The organism is Nocardia sp. Tas62D01, from assembly GCF_055232035.1.
Genome location: NZ_JBUYUZ010000001.1, coordinates 4,792,069 through 4,808,945, shown reverse-complemented (window position 1 = coordinate 4,808,945; position 16,877 = coordinate 4,792,069). Strand labels below are relative to the sequence as shown.

At 68.4% G+C, this 16,877-nt stretch carries 12 protein-coding genes and 2 pseudogenes (1 of these 14 running past the window's edge); 1 reads left to right on the top strand and 13 read right to left on the bottom strand.

All coding sequences use genetic code 11. The features are described 5' to 3' along the window. Positions 1 to 77: 77 nt before the first annotated feature. The 7 genes and pseudogenes from ACV7NQ_RS22635 to ACV7NQ_RS22605 all read right to left on the bottom strand — a co-directional run bounded on the left by ACV7NQ_RS22635 (position 78) and on the right by ACV7NQ_RS22605 (position 4,846). A pseudogene (locus ACV7NQ_RS22635) lies at positions 78 to 1,285 on the bottom strand (ISAs1 family transposase). A gap of 181 nt (positions 1,286 to 1,466) precedes the next feature. Beyond that, positions 1,467 to 2,783, bottom strand: coding sequence for a hypothetical protein (locus tag ACV7NQ_RS22630; protein WP_463361477.1), 1,317 nt, complete (start codon positions 2,781 to 2,783; stop codon positions 1,467 to 1,469). Further along, positions 2,762 to 3,136: a hypothetical protein gene (locus ACV7NQ_RS22625; protein ID WP_463361476.1), complete on the bottom strand. Its 375-nt coding sequence runs from the start codon at positions 3,134 to 3,136 to the stop codon at positions 2,762 to 2,764. The genes ACV7NQ_RS22630 and ACV7NQ_RS22625 overlap by 22 nt, the downstream gene beginning before the upstream one ends. A 126-nt stretch (positions 3,137 to 3,262) precedes the next feature. Beyond that, positions 3,263 to 3,712, bottom strand: coding sequence for a TY-Chap domain-containing protein (locus ACV7NQ_RS22620; protein WP_463361475.1), 450 nt, complete (start codon positions 3,710 to 3,712; stop codon positions 3,263 to 3,265). Continuing rightward, positions 3,709 to 4,200 carry a DUF6301 family protein gene (locus tag ACV7NQ_RS22615; RefSeq protein WP_463361474.1) on the bottom strand — a complete coding sequence of 164 codons (492 nt, stop codon included), beginning with the start codon at positions 4,198 to 4,200 and terminating at the stop codon, positions 3,709 to 3,711. The genes ACV7NQ_RS22620 and ACV7NQ_RS22615 overlap by 4 nt, the downstream gene beginning before the upstream one ends. Before the next feature lie 122 nt (positions 4,201 to 4,322). Continuing rightward, complete coding sequence (locus ACV7NQ_RS22610) at positions 4,323 to 4,508, bottom strand: TY-Chap domain-containing protein (RefSeq protein ID WP_463361473.1); 186 nt, start codon at positions 4,506 to 4,508, stop codon at positions 4,323 to 4,325. Beyond that, positions 4,505 to 4,846 (bottom strand): DUF6301 family protein, encoded by a 342-nt coding sequence (locus ACV7NQ_RS22605; RefSeq protein ID WP_463365776.1) that lies wholly within the window; start codon positions 4,844 to 4,846, stop codon positions 4,505 to 4,507. Before ACV7NQ_RS22605 ends, ACV7NQ_RS22610 begins: the two co-directional genes overlap by 4 nt. A gap of 1,229 nt (positions 4,847 to 6,075) precedes the next feature. On the opposite strand from ACV7NQ_RS22605, the pseudogene ACV7NQ_RS22600 reads away from it, so the two are divergent. Continuing rightward, positions 6,076 to 6,195 (top strand): annotated as a pseudogene (locus ACV7NQ_RS22600) (D-aminoacyl-tRNA deacylase); the annotation flags it as partial. Positions 6,196 to 6,475: 280 nt separating this feature from the next. Here the strand turns inward: ACV7NQ_RS22600 and ACV7NQ_RS22595 are convergent. The 6 genes from ACV7NQ_RS22595 to ACV7NQ_RS22570 form a co-directional block, all read right to left on the bottom strand. Next, the gene (locus ACV7NQ_RS22595) at positions 6,476 to 8,095 is read right to left on the bottom strand and encodes a hypothetical protein (protein WP_463361472.1); all 1,620 of its coding nucleotides are present in this window, start codon (positions 8,093 to 8,095) and stop codon (positions 6,476 to 6,478) included. A gap of 109 nt (positions 8,096 to 8,204) precedes the next feature. Continuing rightward, positions 8,205 to 8,648 (bottom strand): TY-Chap domain-containing protein, encoded by a 444-nt coding sequence (locus tag ACV7NQ_RS22590; RefSeq protein WP_463361471.1) that lies wholly within the window; start codon positions 8,646 to 8,648, stop codon positions 8,205 to 8,207. Next, positions 8,645 to 9,136, bottom strand: coding sequence for a DUF6301 family protein (locus tag ACV7NQ_RS22585; protein ID WP_463361470.1), 492 nt, complete (start codon positions 9,134 to 9,136; stop codon positions 8,645 to 8,647). Before ACV7NQ_RS22585 ends, ACV7NQ_RS22590 begins: the two co-directional genes overlap by 4 nt. Positions 9,137 to 9,196: 60 nt before the next feature. Next, positions 9,197 to 9,547, bottom strand: a complete 351-nt coding sequence (locus ACV7NQ_RS22580) for a TY-Chap domain-containing protein (protein WP_463365775.1) — start codon at positions 9,545 to 9,547, stop codon at positions 9,197 to 9,199. After that, complete coding sequence (locus tag ACV7NQ_RS22575; RefSeq protein WP_463361469.1) at positions 9,438 to 9,722, bottom strand: hypothetical protein; 285 nt, start codon at positions 9,720 to 9,722, stop codon at positions 9,438 to 9,440. Before ACV7NQ_RS22575 ends, ACV7NQ_RS22580 begins: the two co-directional genes overlap by 110 nt. A 49-nt stretch (positions 9,723 to 9,771) precedes the next feature. Then, a protein-coding gene (locus ACV7NQ_RS22570; RefSeq protein WP_463361468.1) for a WXG100-like domain-containing protein crosses the window boundary here: on the bottom strand, positions 9,772 to 16,877 show its final stretch. It continues 26,794 nt past the right edge of the window; only the last 7,106 of its 33,900 coding nucleotides appear in the window; the start codon falls outside the window, past its right edge; it ends in the stop codon at positions 9,772 to 9,774.

The following is a 16,877-nucleotide window of genomic DNA, read 5'->3' as shown; positions in this document are numbered from 1 at the left end:
AACAGTGCTGGCGGACCACTCCAACAGAACACCCCACGACTGGGGGCATCCGGGTTCCAGGGCTCCGGCGTTCTCGTCTAAATGCTCACTGATCTGGGGGTTTTCGGGTTGATGAGGTAGCTGCCGCGGGTGGGGCTGAGGACGGTTTCGCGGCAGGCTTCGGCGATGTTGATCGAGCCGTCGAGGCGGTAGAGGTTGAGGGCAGTGTTACCTGATCGACGCCATGACTTGGGACCGGTGCCGGCGGCTACTGTTGAGCGATCCTCGTCGTAGGTGACATCCCTGACGTAGTGGACGGAATTTTCGATGCCCCAATGCGATCGCAGCCATGTCGCAATGTCGGCAGGGCAGGCCTGTTCGAACGGAAGGCTGACGACCGCGTAGACGGTTTCGGTGCTGGACTTGCCGCTGGAGATAATGTGTCGTTCGCGGGTGACGCGGACAACTTGCTTGGCGTAGGGGAACCCGATTCCCTTCGGGGCGGCCACGATCTGGAAGCTGCGTCGTTCGATGCGGCCGTGGCCGCGGTCGTCGTCGGTGGCCGCAACCGGGACCTGTGTCCAGGGCAGAGCCTTGATTCGGGCCAGGACACCAGGCTGGTTGGACTTCGCGACCATCACATAATGCGATTTCAGGGTGCGCCAGATCAGTTTCGCGGTGGCGACCTGGGTGTGCATCGCATCGACGACGGCCATCAGCCGGATCCTCAGGAGCTTCCTGAGAAGCATTCGCACACAAGGTATTTCGTTGGACTTCTCGGTGACGTCGAGTTGCCCTAGGCCCAGGCGGGTGCGGTGGGCGAATATCGACACCAGATGCGAGACCACCGACCCAGCTTTGCGTGCGCCTTTGAGTGTTTTCCTGTCCAGCGACACCGCCACCAGCCCCGAATCCGGTTCTGCGGCGGTGATCGCCAGACCGGTGAAATACGCCCCCACCGGCGATCCAGATCGGCGGCGTCCAGGCCCGAGGAGCACCCGCCGGAACGTCTTCTCACTCGGACACCCCACCCGCTCGATTCCCAACCGGGCCATCAGTTCCGGTGGTGCGGTCCGTACCCACGTCGCGAATCCGGCGTAGCCGCGCATCCGGCCGCGACCGCCAAGATCACGATCGCCATCAGTGCCGCCAGCGGATACCGCCTACCGCGACGATCCCGCGGATCAGGCACCGAGGCAAGCACTTCCATCAGCCCGGAACCCACCATGCCGACATCACCGGCTACCTTCCAGTGATCCAGGGTTTCGGAAAGCGGCGGAACCGGAGATACTGCAACAGCGGGCACGGACGACTCCCGATGACGGACTGGTGTGGAAACTTGATCGTCACACAGTCATCCGTGCCCGCCCACGAAACCCCAAGAAGCACCAACGAATTCACGTCACATCGACGCAGGTCACAACCTCACCGACCGACAACGCCGGAGCCCTGATCCGGGTCCACCGATCAGTCTCCATCCGCCGCGATCAGACGTCTACCTGTCCGTGTCGCCGCTGGAACCGCTGCTCGAACTCGGCGATGTACAGCGATGGTGCCACCGAGGACGACGACTGTTCCAGCACACCATCGTCAGCGATATAAAACAGCGCCCTGCCGATCGCTATCTCGCCCGGCGCGGTCGGCACGTACACCATCCACCCAATGCTGATCCGATCCGCACGCAGGCCATCCAACGGATACCGGGATGTGTCGATGTCGCTGTCCAGGATGAACTGACGCACCCGGGCGATCGCGTCCTCCTGCGGCATCGGCTCCGGCACCGTCATCGTCACACCGGCCATGGTGAGCTGGTAGAGGGCACTATCGATATCGAAGGTGCCGTCGTCGCCGAAGACGTCGACAAGGGTGGAGCGGGTGACGACACTGATCTCCGCGGCGGACACCAGATTGGCGACGGCTTGTCGCTGGCGCTCGCTCGGTGACTCCGCGATCAGGCCGGCCACGATGCCGATCACGGACTCGGGTGACCACATGCCGGGCACCGCGGCGCTGAGCTCGTCGGAGTCCGGCGACATACCGCGATACCAGTTGCCGCCTTCCCACCAATAGCAGAACGACAGCAGGCCACTGGCCGCACGCGAGTTCAGCACCGGATTGGCCACCCACTCCGGTGCGCCCGCGTACAAGGCGGGCATCGGCACGCCGCGGTTGTAGACCGCGTTCAATTCCGGTGCGTTCCACACCCCACCCGACAGCACGGCCCGGCCGCCCGGCAACGAGTACAGCGTGGAGCCGCTGCGCTTGGCACCTTCGAACCAGCTCAGCGCGGGCAGGACTCGCGGCCCAAGCGGCGATCCGGCCGCGACGAAGGCCGCGGCGATCACCGCCCAGCGGGCCGACAGCAGCGGGAACGCCGGAAAGTCCGACACCGACAAGACCCCGCGCCGGCCCGCGTCCCGATCCGCCCGCGCCTGGGCCGCGGCCTGCTGCGGCGTCCGCGACTGCCGATCGCCGTGCCCGATGTAGGCCGCCAGCCACACGGGCAGCACGTCTCGCGGATATACCTCCAGGTCCGCGCGATAGATCTCGGGCGCGAACAGTTGTTCCTCCGGGAACGGTTCATCGCCGTAGTCGTAATCGACTTCGACCTGACCCGTGCTGGTGAGCGTGATGAGGTAACGCCACCACGGTCCGTCACTGAGCTGCGCCGACACCTGCCGATGCTGACGGACCAGCGCCAGCACCTCCTCCGTCGGATAGGCCCGCGCCATCCGGTCCTCGTCGTCGGTGAAAACGGCCAGCGCCACCTCGGCGTCGACGGTTATCGCGAAGACCGCCTCCAACCGCTGCCAGCCTTCCGGACGTCACCCGCCAACTCCCTGGCGATCTGATGGCTGATCGCCGTCGCACGCTTGGCCGGATCCTCGACCGGCGGCGGGCCGGCAACGGCTCCAGCGAGGGTGAAGCCGACATCGGGCTCCTGGTCGTCAGCGCCGCCGTCGGCGGGTTCGCGGTCAACCGGCTCGCCGGGTTCGGCCATGCCCTCTTGTTCATCGAGCGATGACAGGAACTGCTTCATGAAAGCCGTTTGGGCAGCGGTCGTCTCGTCACCATGTCGCTCGCCGGGATGATCGTGATCCGGAGCCTGGTCGTCGCGGGGCCTGCTGTCCGGAGCCTGGTCGTCTGGACTGGTCACGTCGCGGAAATCTCCTCATGTGCACACCCGAACGGCGACTCTACACACCGAACGACGGCCGACCCGAACGGGGAAGACCGCACGCGTCCATCCTGGCACAGCGGGCAGCTCGACGAGTGGGGCCCGTCAGTCCAATGATGGCAGGCCGAGTAGCGGCAAATCGAGCTTGCGGTTACCCGCATTGCCATTCCATGCCTCGTAGTGGAACGCCGAGGGGTCGGAGATCCTGAACGCGTCGCGCAGTCCGGTCACCACCATCGATGCGAGTTGGCGGTAGCCCGCCGAGTCGATCGGCCAGGCCGAATCGTGCCACCAGTTGCCACTGTGGTCTTCATCGGGCTGGTGCCAGCCCGCGTCGGCAAGCAGTCGACCCCCCGCTGTACCAGCGCCCAGATCCTCGTCGAGCCATTCATCACCGACGACTTCGGCGAACAGCTTGTCATCGGACTGGAGGAACTGCGCATACCTTGGCACCTCGGCCGACTCATCGGACTCGACGATCTTCACCACCGCGCCCGAGGGCAGCTCCGCCAGATGCCGGGCCAACCCTTCGGCGAACTGCTCCCACCCGGTCAAATCAGCCCCTTTTCCTGCAAATCGACGGCCTCGTCGTGGACGGCAAGCGACGCGTTGCCGATGAGCGCCAACTGCACCGAGACTGCCAGGTCGCGGAGCACGAGGGTCGCTTCCGCACCTGCCCAACGGATCTCGGCGGACGCACCCGGAATCCGGGCGGTCGGCGCACCGAGCCCGTCGGTCAGCGCAGTGGTCATCCGGACAAACGTGTCGAGCACCTTGGCTCGCCCCGCCGCATCCTCGGCCACGAAATCAGTGACCTGGACCATGAGCTCCGTGGTCAGGCCGTCCTCGACCTCAATCGTTCCGCTGCCCATACCGAATCCGGTATCGAGCATGACCCACTCCGACCGCGTCGTGACAATCTCCCAGCCGAAGTTCGCCGCCAACTGCGGTACGCCATCCAGCCGCACGGGCCACTTCAGTGATCGCAGCTGATTGGCCAGCTCGACAATCTCATCATCGGTCAGCGCGCGCCATTCCGTCATGCGATCACCCTAGTCGTGCCGTCGGATGGGACCAGGAACTGCTTCATGAAAGCCGCTTGGGCAGCGGTCGTCTCGTCACCAGGTCGCTCGCCGGGATGGCGTTCCCCCGCCTCGCCCGCGCCCTAGGCCGGATCGAGCCACTCGTCCCCGACCACTTCGGCGAACAGCTTGGTATCGGACTGGAGGAACTGCGCATACCTCGGGACTTCGGCCGTCTCATCGGACTCGATGATTTTCACTACCGCGCCCGTGGGCAGTGTGGCCAGATGCTGCGCCAGGCCCTCGGCGAACTGCTCCCACCCGGTCAAATCAGCCCCTTTTCCTGCAAATCGACGGCCTCGTCGTGGACGGCGAGCCACGAGTTGGCGACGAGCGCCAACTGCACCGAGACTTCCAGGTCTCTGAGTACGAGGGACGCTTGCGCACCTGCCCAACGGATCTCGGGAGACTCACCCGGAATGCGGGCGGTCGGTGCACCGATCCCACCGGTCAGCGCGGTGGTCATCCTGACGAACTGGTCGAGCACCCGAGCTCGGCCCGCCGCGTCCTCGGCCACGAAATCGGTGACGCGGACCATTAGCTCCATGGCCATGCCGTCCCTGGCCTGTACCTTTCCGCTGCTCAAACCGAATCCGGTATCGAGGATGACCCACTCCGACCGCGTCGTGATGACCTTCCAGCCGAGCCCGCCGCCAACTGCGGTACGTCATCCAGCGGCGAGGGCCACGCCAATGACCGCAGCCGGGTAGCCAACTCGACAATCTCGTCGTCGGTCAGCGCGCGCCATTCCGTTATGCGATCACCCTAGTCGTGCCGTCGGACCTCGTCTTTTCTGCGCGATCGACTGTGCCACAACACGTAACCACGCACAACAAGCCAGAACTGCGGGCCAGCCCAGTCATGATCCCGGGAGACCACCCCAAGTACCCGTCGGCTCGGGTGATGACGGCCGCGGGCAGACGGCCCTCCGTGACGGGGTCGCCAACGCGCCACATCTGTCCGGGATCTTGCCGACCTGGCCGAGAAGTTTTTCGCCACCCGTCGTGGGGTTGGTCGATGCCGGATGCACGGGAGAAGAGCCCGGGTTGGTGGCAGGCGATGCATGGGTGGGCGCGTTGGTGGCCAGCCCGCTATCGCCGTTGTGCACCGAAACCGGGTCGCTGCCAGTGGATGTCGCGTCTATTCGACCGTCGGAACCAGCCCCGTGCACGGCATCCGCCTGCGGTGCCACGCCTGCTCGCTGGGACGCGGCATCTCCCGAATCGGTCTGCGCCGCAACGCGGTCGGTACTCGACGGCCCTCGTCGACTGGCCGCGTGCTGCCGTCGCTGGTCCGGGTTTGACCTTCGCCATCAGAACGGGTGGCCGGTGTCGAATCCCCAGCCGCCCGGTCCGTATCACTGGTCGCCGCGTCACTCGATCGACTTCCGGCATCGCCCGATCCCCTGCCGTCTCCGTCACCCGATCCCCGACTATCGCCTGATCCGGTGGCCTCGCCCGCATCCCGGCCGTTGGCTGTGTCCGCGCCGGTCTGCCGAGCACCGGTATCTTCCCCGGCACCGGCGGGCAGTCCGGCGCCATCTGGCCGAAGGCCGACGCGGATACCGTCACTCGAATTCGAACCCCCGCTGCCCGAGGTGTTGAAGGCGTCGTCGAAGTGGGCCCCGAAACCGGGTCGGCTGAACAGATCCGGTCGCATGCTTCCCCAAGCATGCTGCGCCCCAACGTTGTTCAAGCCGGACATTGCGCCGTTCCAGGCGCCAGCGGTGAACATCGGCCAATCGACCTGGGTGTTCTTCAGGTTGTTCCACGCATCGCCCCAGCCGTTCTTGGCGGCGTCGATCCCGAACTGCGTGCCGGTCGCGGCGACGAAGCCGAGGCGTTCGTACAAGCGCTGCGCGAACTCGGCGCCACCGTCGCGACCGGCCGGTTCGGCGCGCATATGCACGTCGAACTGGTCAACGACGGACCGGTCACGCTGCTGTTGGAAGCTTGACAGCGCACTGAGTACGAGACCGTGATCACACCGACGATGTCGGGCGGCCATGTTGAGAAATCCTTGACGCCAACACTTTCGAAGTCGCCGGTGAGCGCATGTCAAGCAGCCTGACCAACCTGCGGACCACCGCGAACCATCGCGGCACAACAACACCCGCAAGTTCCAGCGCTGAAGCTGCCGGTTCGGAGCACACCTGAGATCACGCCCGAACGGTGTCGTAGGTCACCCTCAGTGACCGTGACGCACCAGTTCGGGCGGCTTCACCAGACACACGATGCTAGGACGCGCCCACCGAACCGTGCCGGTCCTGGAACCGCCGCTCGAACTCGGCAATGTAGACCGACGGCGCCACCGAGGACGAAGACCGTTCCAGCACACCGTCATCGGCGATGTAGAAAATCGCCCGGCCGATCGCGATCTCGCCGGGTTCGACCGGAACGTACACCATCCAGCCCACGCTGATCCGATCGGCGTGCAAATCCTCCAATGGATAGTTCGAGGTGTCCGCGCCACTGTCGATGATGAACCGCCCGACCCGGGCGATCGCGTCCTCCCGCAACATCGGCTCCGGCGCCGCCGTGGTCACCCCGGCCATAGTGAGCTGGAAGAATGCACCGTCGACATCGAATATGTCGTCGTCGAAGACACCCGTGAGGGTGTCCCGCGTGACGACGCCCACCTCGGCCGCGGACACCAGGGCGCCGACGGCGGCGCGTCGCTGCGCGGTCGAGTCGTCACCGAGCAGGCCGCTCACGATGTCCACGACGGTGTCCGATGTCCAAACGCCCGGCACCGCTTCGACGAAACGGTCCGGCCCCGGTGACTCACCGCAGTACCACCGTCCGTTCTCCCACCAATAACAGAACGACAGCAGCCCGCTGGCGGCGCGGTGGTTCAACACCTGACTCGCCACCCACTCCGGCGCGCCCGCATACAGGTCGGGCAACCGGATGCCGTCGTTGTAGGCCGCCGCCAGTTCCGGCGCATTCCACACCCCGCCCGAGAGCACAGCCCGCCCGCCGGGCAGCGCGTACAGCGAGCAGCCGCTGCGTTTGGCGCCCTCGAACCAGCTCAGGGAGGGCAGCAGGCGTGGGCCCCACTGTGATTCGGCCGCGACGAACGCTGCGGCGAGCACCGCCCAACGGGCGGCCATCAGCGGGAACGAGGGCAGATCGTCCCCGGACGGCAGGGCGCGCACACCCGCCTCCCGATCCGCCCGCGCCTGCGCCGCGGCTACCTGCGGCGGCCGCAACTGACGGTCGCCGTGACCGACGTAGGCGCCGAGCCACACGGGCAGCGAATCCCGGGGAAACGCCGCCAGATCCGCGAGGTAGACCTCGGGCGGAAACAGCTGATCGTCCGGGAACGGCTCGTCGCCGTAGTCGTAGTCGACCTCGATCTGGCCGGCACTGGTCAGCGTGAAAAGTAAACGCCACCAAGGCCCGTCGCCGAGCCCGGCCGCAAGCTGCCGATGCTCCCGGACCAGCGCCATGATCTCGGGATCGGGGTTCACCCGCACGACGCGCTCCTGATCGTCGGAGTAGACGGCCAGCGCCACCTCCGCGGCCACCGTCAGCGCGAATACCGCGTCCACCCGCTGCCAGCCCGGCGGACCGCCGGCACCCAGCTCGCGGGCGACCTGGTGCATGAGTGCCTTGGCTTGTTCGGCGACATCCTCCACCGGCGCCGCTGGGGACAGGGTGAAGCCCACATCGGGCTCCTCCTCCCCGGACCCGGCGTCTTCCGCCGGGCGGTCGGCCGGACCGGCGGCGACCGCCTCGGCCGACCGCGCCTCGCCGGCGGGCGGCGTCACGCGAGTCTCGGTGGAATCGTCGTGATCCGGAGCCGACGCGTCACGGGGCTTGTCGTCGGATGTCTCGCCGCCTGGTCTGGTCACGTCGCGGAAATCCCCTCATCTACCGCATCGGAGCCGGTGCACACGCCACGATGCCTGAGCTCTGTTCGTCGTCCATCCTGGCACAGCGCCGGTTCGTGCGCGGCGCGCGTCAGGGCTCCTGCCGTAGGCCGAGCAGCGGCAGGTCCAGCTTGCGATTTTCCAAACGTTCATTCCACGCGGCATAGGCCAGCGCGGTGGGGTCATCGATGCCGAACCCGTCGCGTAACCCGGTGACGACCATGTCGGCCAGCCGCCGGTAACCCGCCGAGGGACTCGGCCAGGGCAGCTCGGTCCACCAGTTGTGGTGGCTCGCATCGCGTTCCCGCCAACCCGAATCGGCGATCAGCGCGCGGCCCGCGGCGCCGGCACGCAAGGCGGGGTCGAGCCATTCGTCGTCGACCAACTCGGCCGAGAGGGCGTCATCGAGCTGGAGGAATTGGGCATATCGCCGCCGCGGTCCCGTCTCGGACTCGACCAGCTTGACGATGGAACCAGACCGCAGCGCGGCGAGTTCCGCGGCCAGACCCCCGGCGAAGTCTCCCCACCCGGTCAACTCTGTTCCTGTTCCTCTAGCTCGATGGCCTGATCGTGCAGCTCGAGCCAGTAATTGGCCACCAGGGACAGCTGCACCGAGCGACCCAGATCCTGCAGCACCAGGGTTCGTTCCGGACCCGCCCAACGGATTTCAGCGGTGGCGCCGGGAATCCGGGCGGTCGGTTCACCGAGGGCGCCGGACAACGCCGCGGCCATCGTGGCGAATGTGTCCCTCGACCGTGCCCGCCCCTCCGCGTCATCCGAGGCGAAGTCGGTGACGCGCAGCTGGATGTCGACGATCAGGCCCTCGCGACCGTGAATCGTACCGCTGGCCAGCCCGAACCCGGCGTCCAGCATCGCCGAGTCCGGATCGGCGGTCAGCACTGTCCAGCCGAACACCTCCGCCAGCCGCGGTAGCGCGTCCATCGGTTGGGAGCCGTCGAGAGACCGCAGGCTGGTGGCCAGGTCGACGATGTCACTATCGGTCAACGCGCGCCATTCGCTCATGAGCTCACCCTAGGTCCTGTCCATGGCGCCCGCCGTGGGATAACCGGGCATCCGTTTGCGTCAGGCCGGCGGATCGATACCGAGCAACGGTAGTTCCAGCCGGCGGTTGTCCGCGTTCGCGTTCCACGCTCGGTAGTGCAGGTCCGCCGGTGCGAACCGGAAGCCATCGCGCAATCCAGTGACGACCATCGACGCCAGCTCCCGATACCGCGCCGTGGAGATCGGCCATGGCCATTCGACCCACCAGTTGTCGCCGTGGTCGAGGTCGGGCTGCTGCCGGCCCGCGTGCCCGTCGCAGGGGTCACCGGGCCGACCGACGACGGTTGATTTCCTCGATCTTGCGGGCCAGCGCCTCCTTGCGCTCCCGGGCGTTGGAGCCGTCGAGCTGGCCGGCGAAGGCCGCGCGGGCAGCGTCGACCTGCGCGTCCGACACGTCGGGATACGCGCGGGCGATCGCCCACAGCGCGTCTTCGGTCTTCATGTCGAGGCCGGTCTCCGTGCGGATGCCACCGCCGGTCAGCACGGAGCGGAGCATCTCGTCGAAGTTCTCCCGCAGTTCGTCATCGGTCGGATAGTCGACACGCATCATTTCCTCCTCGCGTTGATTCTTACCTTTTCACTTCGTCGGTTTCCGGTCATCCGGCGAAGATCTCGCTGCGGCGGACGGGGTCGGCGACCACGGCTCGGACCAGCGAACCGATGTCCATCTCCTCCGGCACCGATCGATAGGTCAGCTCGCAGAAGACGACACCGCCGATGACCACCGTGAACCGGGTGGTCCGCCACCCGACGGTGCCCCATTCGACGCTGATGGGCCCGTCGAGATCGACCGTGCGATCACCGACACGCAGGGCGAGCCTGCCGCCGTGTCGGTAGAACACCACCGAGACCCCACCGAGTTCACCGTAGACGCCGCTGTGCGTGCCCGCTTCGGACGGATTGGCACGCAGCGCGCCGGTCATCGGGTCGAACTCGGCGGGCACACCGAAGCCGGCGAACGGGCGGACGAAGAGACTCTGTCCGGAATCCTGGCCGCGATGCCCGTTTCCGTGCGGGCCGCGACGGTCCGTCCGTCGGCCGCCGCCCGCCGGTGGCGGCATCGGCATGCCGGGCGGGATCGGGGGCATGGGCATACCCGGCGGCATCGGCGGGACCGTGCCGTCCGGATAGTTCGGGCCGTACGGGCGACCCGGCCATCCCGGTGGCGTCGGCGGGTACGGCGGTACGGGCGATCCCGGAGGCGGCGTCGACGGGTACGGGGGCAGTGGTCCTGGAGGCACCGGCGGGTATGGCGTCGTCGGCTGGCCAGGTGTGGGCGGGCCCGGAGGCGTCGGCGGCTGCGGAGGCGTCGGCGGTTCCGGAGGTGTGGGTGGGCCCGGAGGCGTCGGCGGCTGCGGCGGGTACGGGGGCAGCGGAGGCCGCGGCGGCACCGGAGGCTGCGGCGGCTTCGGAGGCAGCGGAGGCACCGGAGGCTGCGGCGGGTACGGAGGCAGCGGAGGCTTCGGAGGCACCGGAGGCTGCGGCGGGTACGGAGGCAGCGGAGGCCGCGGCGGCACCGGAGGCTGCGGCGGCTTCGGAGGCAGCGGAGGCTTCGGCGGCACCGGAGGCTGCGGCGGCTTCGGAGGCTGCGGCATCGGGACAGGCCACGGCTCCACCTCGTTGTAGAACGGACCCGGCATCTCGAACTCGTAGTCCTTCGGTGGATGCGGAATGTGCGAGCGCAACGCCCAATTCGGCGGCATCCGACGGGGACCCACCGGAGCCGAAGCCGAAGGGTCCTCGGGCGGGTCCGAATCATCGTCGCGGTTCGAGCGGCTATCGGGAGCGCGGTTGTCGCCGGGGTCACCAAGGTCCGCGGGTGTCGGCGGCTTCTTCGCACCACCCGAGTCCCCGGCCTGCGAACCCGGATCGCCCTGCTGTGGCTGCGAATCCTCATTCCGCGGAGCAACTTTCACATCACCCGGATACGGAACCCCGCCCTGCTGTGGCGACTGCGCGGAACCGGCCCGTCGCTCCGGTGTGCTCTCAACATCCGGTTGCGCAACACCACCTTGTTCCGGCAGCGGCCCGGCCTCCGCCAGATCACCACCGAGCTCGCGCACCCGCGCCTGCGCGGCAAGTAATTGCAGTGCGAGTTCGACGATCTCGTCGAAGCGGCGCAAATCGCCCGGAAGCATCGCGATCATCGACAGCGAACGAATCGTCACTTCGATGCGGTCGGCTCCGAACGCGCCGTCCGGCAAGGGGTACACCAGCTGCGCACCCAAGCGCCGCAGCCGTGTCTGCAACTCGTCCCGCCGTGTCACGGCGTCGGCGAGCTGCCGCACCGGATCGGCCTCGACAGCATCCGGTGAACCCGCCTCGCGCACATCCGGTTTCGACGTGCCTGCTTCGATAGCATCCGCCTTCGGTGAAACTGCTTCGGGCACAACCGGTTCCGCAGAATCCGGCCGCGGCTTACTCGGTGCGGGTTGCGCCGCGCCCGATTCCGGGGGAGTCGAAGGCGCGAGACGCCTAGCCCCGCCACCCGAACCCGGCTCATCCGGCTCCGGACGCGACAACACCGGCGGCGCATCCGGCGGAACATCCCGCCGCACCACCCACCGACCATCCACACCCGCAACCACCCGGAAAACAACCACATTCTCCCGGCCCGGACCCGCCACAGCGGCCAGCTCCGGCACCAGCGCAATCACCCGATCCACCAACCCGGACGGATCCGCCCCCTCCCCCCGCACCACCACAGCCAACTGCCGCGGCGGCCCAGCCAGCACACCGACCCGATCCACCCCCACCACCGGCTCACCACCAACCACCAGCAAGACACCCGCAGCCAACTCCTCGGCCAGCCGGTCATCAACCCGCGCCACCACCCGCAACGCATCCTGCTGCCGGTCGTAGGCGGCCTCGGCCTCACTCTGAGCCCCCGCCCGCTGCACCTGCGCCTCAGCATCGTCCGCGTCCCGCAACGCAGCAGCCATCGCCGCCTCCAAACGATCGACTTCACCGCGATAGGGCTGCGGCAGATCCTCGGCAGCAAAACGAGTACGCAACCCAGCAGCCATCGCCGCCTCCAAACGATCGATCCCGGCCTCACTCTCCGACCGCGGCCGCGAAGTCTCCGACTGCGGCTGCTCCGCTGCCGACCTCGGATCTTCGGCGACAGGTTTCGACTGCTCACCCTCCGGGCGCGCCTGACCTTCCGGCGGCTCGTATGCGTCCTTTTCGACCGCCTCCGGCGCGTCGTAGCGCGCGGCGACCTCAGCGAGGGCCCGGATCTCGGGCCCGCCGGACGGACCGCCCGGCGGGGGCGGATCACTATCCGGCCGCACGTTCTGCTCGATCTTCGTCAACCGGTCGAGGACGGACTGATGCCAGTCGGGATGATCCGCGAACGCCGGTTCCAGCGCCTCGACCCGGCGGCGGATCCCGGCCAGCTCGGCCGCGCTCAGGTCGTGCTGACGCCAGTGCAGCCCGCCGTCAGGACCACGCTCGAAGAAGTGATAGGCGAACCCACTGCTGGTCTCGGCGTCCGGACGCTTTCCGCCGCCGAACGCGAGGCTGTGATCGATACCACTGATCAGTCCTTCCGGAGTGACCAGCCAGTTCGTCATGCCACGGTCCGGCATGCGGATCAGCACGTCCAGCAATCCGAGGCGAACGCCGCCCGGCGTGTCGGTCAACCCGGTCTGCTGCGGGCTCCACGCGCCAGGATGCAGCGCGCTAGCCCAATCGCCCGGCATGACCTGCATATAGATCACATTGTCGCTGACCCGCACAATATGCGGCACATTGGCGCCGACAGCGCGACCAACCGACGCCGCAAGCACCTCCGCGTCGGCGTGCCGAACATTACTGAGCGTCTTGCGGATCACCTGCGTGTCCTCGAGGGTAATCAGCTCGACCCGCTCGGCCATCAGCAGCGCACCCTCGCTGAGCACCTCGAACCTGATTGTTTCCCCCGGCATCGGCGCAGCCTCGACCCGAGCCACCGCGCGCGCGAGAGCCGAGGCGTCCGAACCTGATTCACTCGGCTCATCGGTCGATCCACCCTCCGGCGGACGGTGACCGCCGTCGGAACCGCCGTCGTCACCAAGATCGCCAACCATCGGCGCCGTCAGCGGTTGCGGGGGCCTCTTCCCGCCACCGCCACCCTCGCCGTCGGCCGCAGGCTGGGCGGCCGAATCCTCCAGCGCCTCCTCAGCCCTCACATCGCCAGCACGCGACCCGCTGTCCGGGCGAGGTCCCGCGCTCGGCGGCTTATTCGCTCCGCCATCCTCGGCGGGCTCGGGCGCAGGCGGCTTCTTCGCGCCGCCACCATCGCTCGGCGCGTCGAGTTCTGGACGAGGCGCGGGCACGTCCGGCGGGTCGATCCGGTGCACCCGCATGCGACCGTCTTCCCCGGGGACGAGGCGGAAGACGATGACGTTGTCGCGGTCCGGCCCGACCAAATCGGCGAGCTCCGGGTGCTGTGCGACAGCCCGATCGATCAGCGTGGTCGGGTCCGCCGACTCGCCGCGCACCACCACCTGCCGCGGCTCCCCCGGGACAATGCCCACCTGGGGCACCTCGGCGACCGGATCCGCACCCGCTTCGAGCAACGCGTCTTCCCTGAGCTGATCGGCGAGCTGCCGATCCAGCTCGGCCGCGTCGCGCACGGCATGGCGCTGCCGCTCGAAAGCGTCCTCCGCCTCGCCCTGATCCCGCGCCTGCCGCAGCTGCTCCTCGGCCTCGTCCCTGGCGCGCAGTGCGTCGGCCTTCTCCCGCTCCAAACGCTCGATCTCGTTGTTCCGCCGCAGCGCATCCGCCTCGGCGTCCCGCTGCTGCTGCGGGGACTCCTCCCCGGAAGGCGGGCGGCGCTGGACGAGGTCTGTGAGGGCTGCGATGTCCTCGGCACGCTGGACGATCTCGGCGCGCAGCTCAGCCTGCACCTCGGCGAGCTGTGCGGGGGTCAGTCGCTCGTCCTGGTCGAGCTTGCCGTCGCGGTAGACCTCGTAGACCTCGGCCCACCGTTCGGGGCTCGCGTCGGTCAGGTCCACGCCGACCAGGCGCGCGAAGTCGCGGCTGGCCCCGCGGTCCGGGCCGGGCGGGATGTCGGTGTTGCCGTCGAGCATGCCGAGGCGGCCGGGGGCGCCGGTAAGGTGGGCGACGTCGCCGATGACATCCAGCAGATGCCGAACGGCCTTGTCGTGCATCGGGAATTCGACATCCGACACGCGGGGATCGATCGCCTGATCGCCGTGTGCGCGCGGGTCGAACACATCGACCGCGGCGAGAGCGTCGGCGTAGTCGGTGAGCGCGCCGACCAGGTTCGGGTGCAGGTTCGGCCGCTGCGACAGGTTGGCGATCACCTCGCCCAGCTGCGCGATGCCGGTGATCCGCACCGTTCCCGGCATGGCATCGAGGCGCCGGATCAGCCGGTCGTTGGCGGCACCGATCGCGTCCGGGTTTATACCGCGCAACAGCTTCGCGTACTTGACCAGCGCCTCGGCCCGCTGCTGGCGCAGGGCGTTGCGAGTATCCGGGTCCGCGATCGTCTCGGCGAGACGCTGCGGCGTCATATCCGCGGGGTCCAGGCCGAGCCGGTGCGCCAGAAGATTTCGCGCGTCGCCGACCTGGTGATAGGTGTCGATGTCCCAGGCGGTGCGCGCGTAGTCGATGATCGCCTCGATCTGGCCCGCGCGAATCGCGTTCTCGTCGCGCAGCACCGCGAGCCGCTCGGCGAGCAGGTCGGGGGAATCCAGCTCCGCTTCGGTGATGCCGAGGCGCTCGGCCAGCTCATCGACGGCGGCGCTGATTTCCGCCCGCGACAACGGTTCTGGTGCCTCGTCCGCGGCGGGGAGCGCGTCGGGGTCCGCGGGAGCGTCCGGCACGACGCGCCAGCCGTCGCCGTCGTTCACCACGGTCACGTCCAGCCTGCGTCCCTCGACCTCACCGGCGAAGTGACGCACCTCTATTGCTCCGGCGTCGACGATCGCGATCCGTTCCGGAGCGAAACCACCGTAGGGGAGCGGACGCCCCGGCTGCACGTCGGTGACCAGATAGTGGACCTCGACAATGCCCTCGTTGACGGCCTCGGCGAGATCGGGGTGGGCCGCGAGCGCGTCGGCGATGACCCGGTCGTGGTCGAGCCTGCCGTCGACGACCACCAACCGCATCGGCCCACCGGGCTCACCGGGCACCAGGCCGAGCCCGGTGCCGTCCTCGAGCATCGCACCGCCCTGCGCGAGCACCCACTCCCGCCCGGCCATATCGCCGATCAGTCCGGTGAGCTCGTCCGCCTCGGCATCGGCCAGCAAGAACTCTTCGGCGTCGGCGAGGAAGCCGGTGAGCCCGCGGGTGTGCTCGCGGATTCGGTCCATCTCCTCGGCGAGCGCGTCCGCCAGCTGATTCGCGTCGAGCGCGTGCAGATCGACGCCCAGCAGCTGCGCCCACACGGAGCGCTCGTCCTTGATCTGGTCGCGGCGCAGCGCGTTCTCGAAGAACACGCGCAGACCCTGGTCCTGCCCCGGCTGGTCGGTGTCGTAGAGGTCGCCCCAATCGCGGCCCGGCTCGCCGCCGTTGTTGACGCCTTCCCAGTCCAGCAGGGTGGGATTGCCGCCGAAGGCGCGCACGACCTCACCCAGGAACCGGTTCATCGGGTCGGCGTCGAAGAAGCTGACCTCGTCGCTGTACGGGATCCGCTCGTGTTCGGCGTTGTGCCGGCGGCACGCCTCGGCGAGTCCGGTGAGCGCGCCGATCCGGCGAGCCTGCTGGTACCGCAGCAGATCGATGGCCCGGCGGACGTTCTGCGCGTTCGGCTCGCCTAGGTCCACACCGAGGGTGTCGGCCGCGGCCGCCAGGGCGTCGGCCAGTTCCTGGTGGCGGGCCGATGCATCGGACAGCTCGTGCAGCCAGTCCGCGAGCTCACCGGTGCTGGCGGGCAGCTCTTCACCAGGCCGCTGGGACGGGTCCGCCGTGGCGTCGGGCGTCTCGCCTTCGGGCAGCTCCGGCCTGGTCTCCGGCCCCGCGATCGCACGGGCGGCGTCCTCGGCCTCGGCCTGTCGCTTCAGCTCCTCGGGTTCGGCCCCGAGTTCCCTGCGCACCAGCTCCGGATCGGCCTCCTCCAGCCAGTACCGGTACTCCTCGCCGTCGCGGGTGGTTGATGGGTCGTACTCGGCGGCCCGGCTGTCGACCCGGGAGGTCAGGCGCTTCAGCAGCGGGATGAGTTCCCGCTTGCGCCACATGGTGACGGTTTCCTTGAGGATGCGGACCGGGCTGAACTTGGTCTGCAGCACGTCGTATTCGTCGCCAGGCGCGGGTGTCGGATCGTAGTGCTTGGTGAGAGACAGCCCCGCTTCGTGGCCGAGCAGCGACTGGCCCGCGCTGTCGACGCCGGAGCCGGACGGATACTTCGGGTTCTGTCCGACGAATCCGGCCGTCAGCGCCTCCCACAGGCGGCGCAGCCGCGACGTCGGACGCGCCGGTTCCCGCGGTGCGGGCGTGTTGGTGTCTGCCGGCTCGGGCGAGTCGAGACGTTCGGGTACCTCGATCCGCCAGCCGTCGTTGTCGTCGGCGACCAGCCGCGCGGGCACCCGCTCGTCATCGACCTCGAGGGTGTACCGGCGGGTTTCGCCCGGCTCGGGCGGCTGGGTGCCGCGATCGGTCTGCCCGCGCGCCGCTTGGACGGCGTCGGCGAGGTCGGCGATGGCTTCCGCGTCGCGGCGCACCGCGGCGCGGGCCTCGGCCAACGTCGCGTCCG

Coding starts and splice junctions, on each gene's coding strand:
- ACV7NQ_RS22615 (WP_463361474.1), bottom strand. CDS start 4,200: ATGACGGAATGGCGCGCGCTGACCGATGATGAGATTGTCGAGCTGGCC.
- ACV7NQ_RS22585 (WP_463361470.1), bottom strand. CDS start 9,136: ATGAGCGAATGGCGCGCGTTGACCGATAGTGACATCGTCGACCTGGCC.
- ACV7NQ_RS22575 (WP_463361469.1), bottom strand. CDS start 9,722: ATGCGTGTCGACTATCCGACCGATGACGAACTGCGGGAGAACTTCGAC.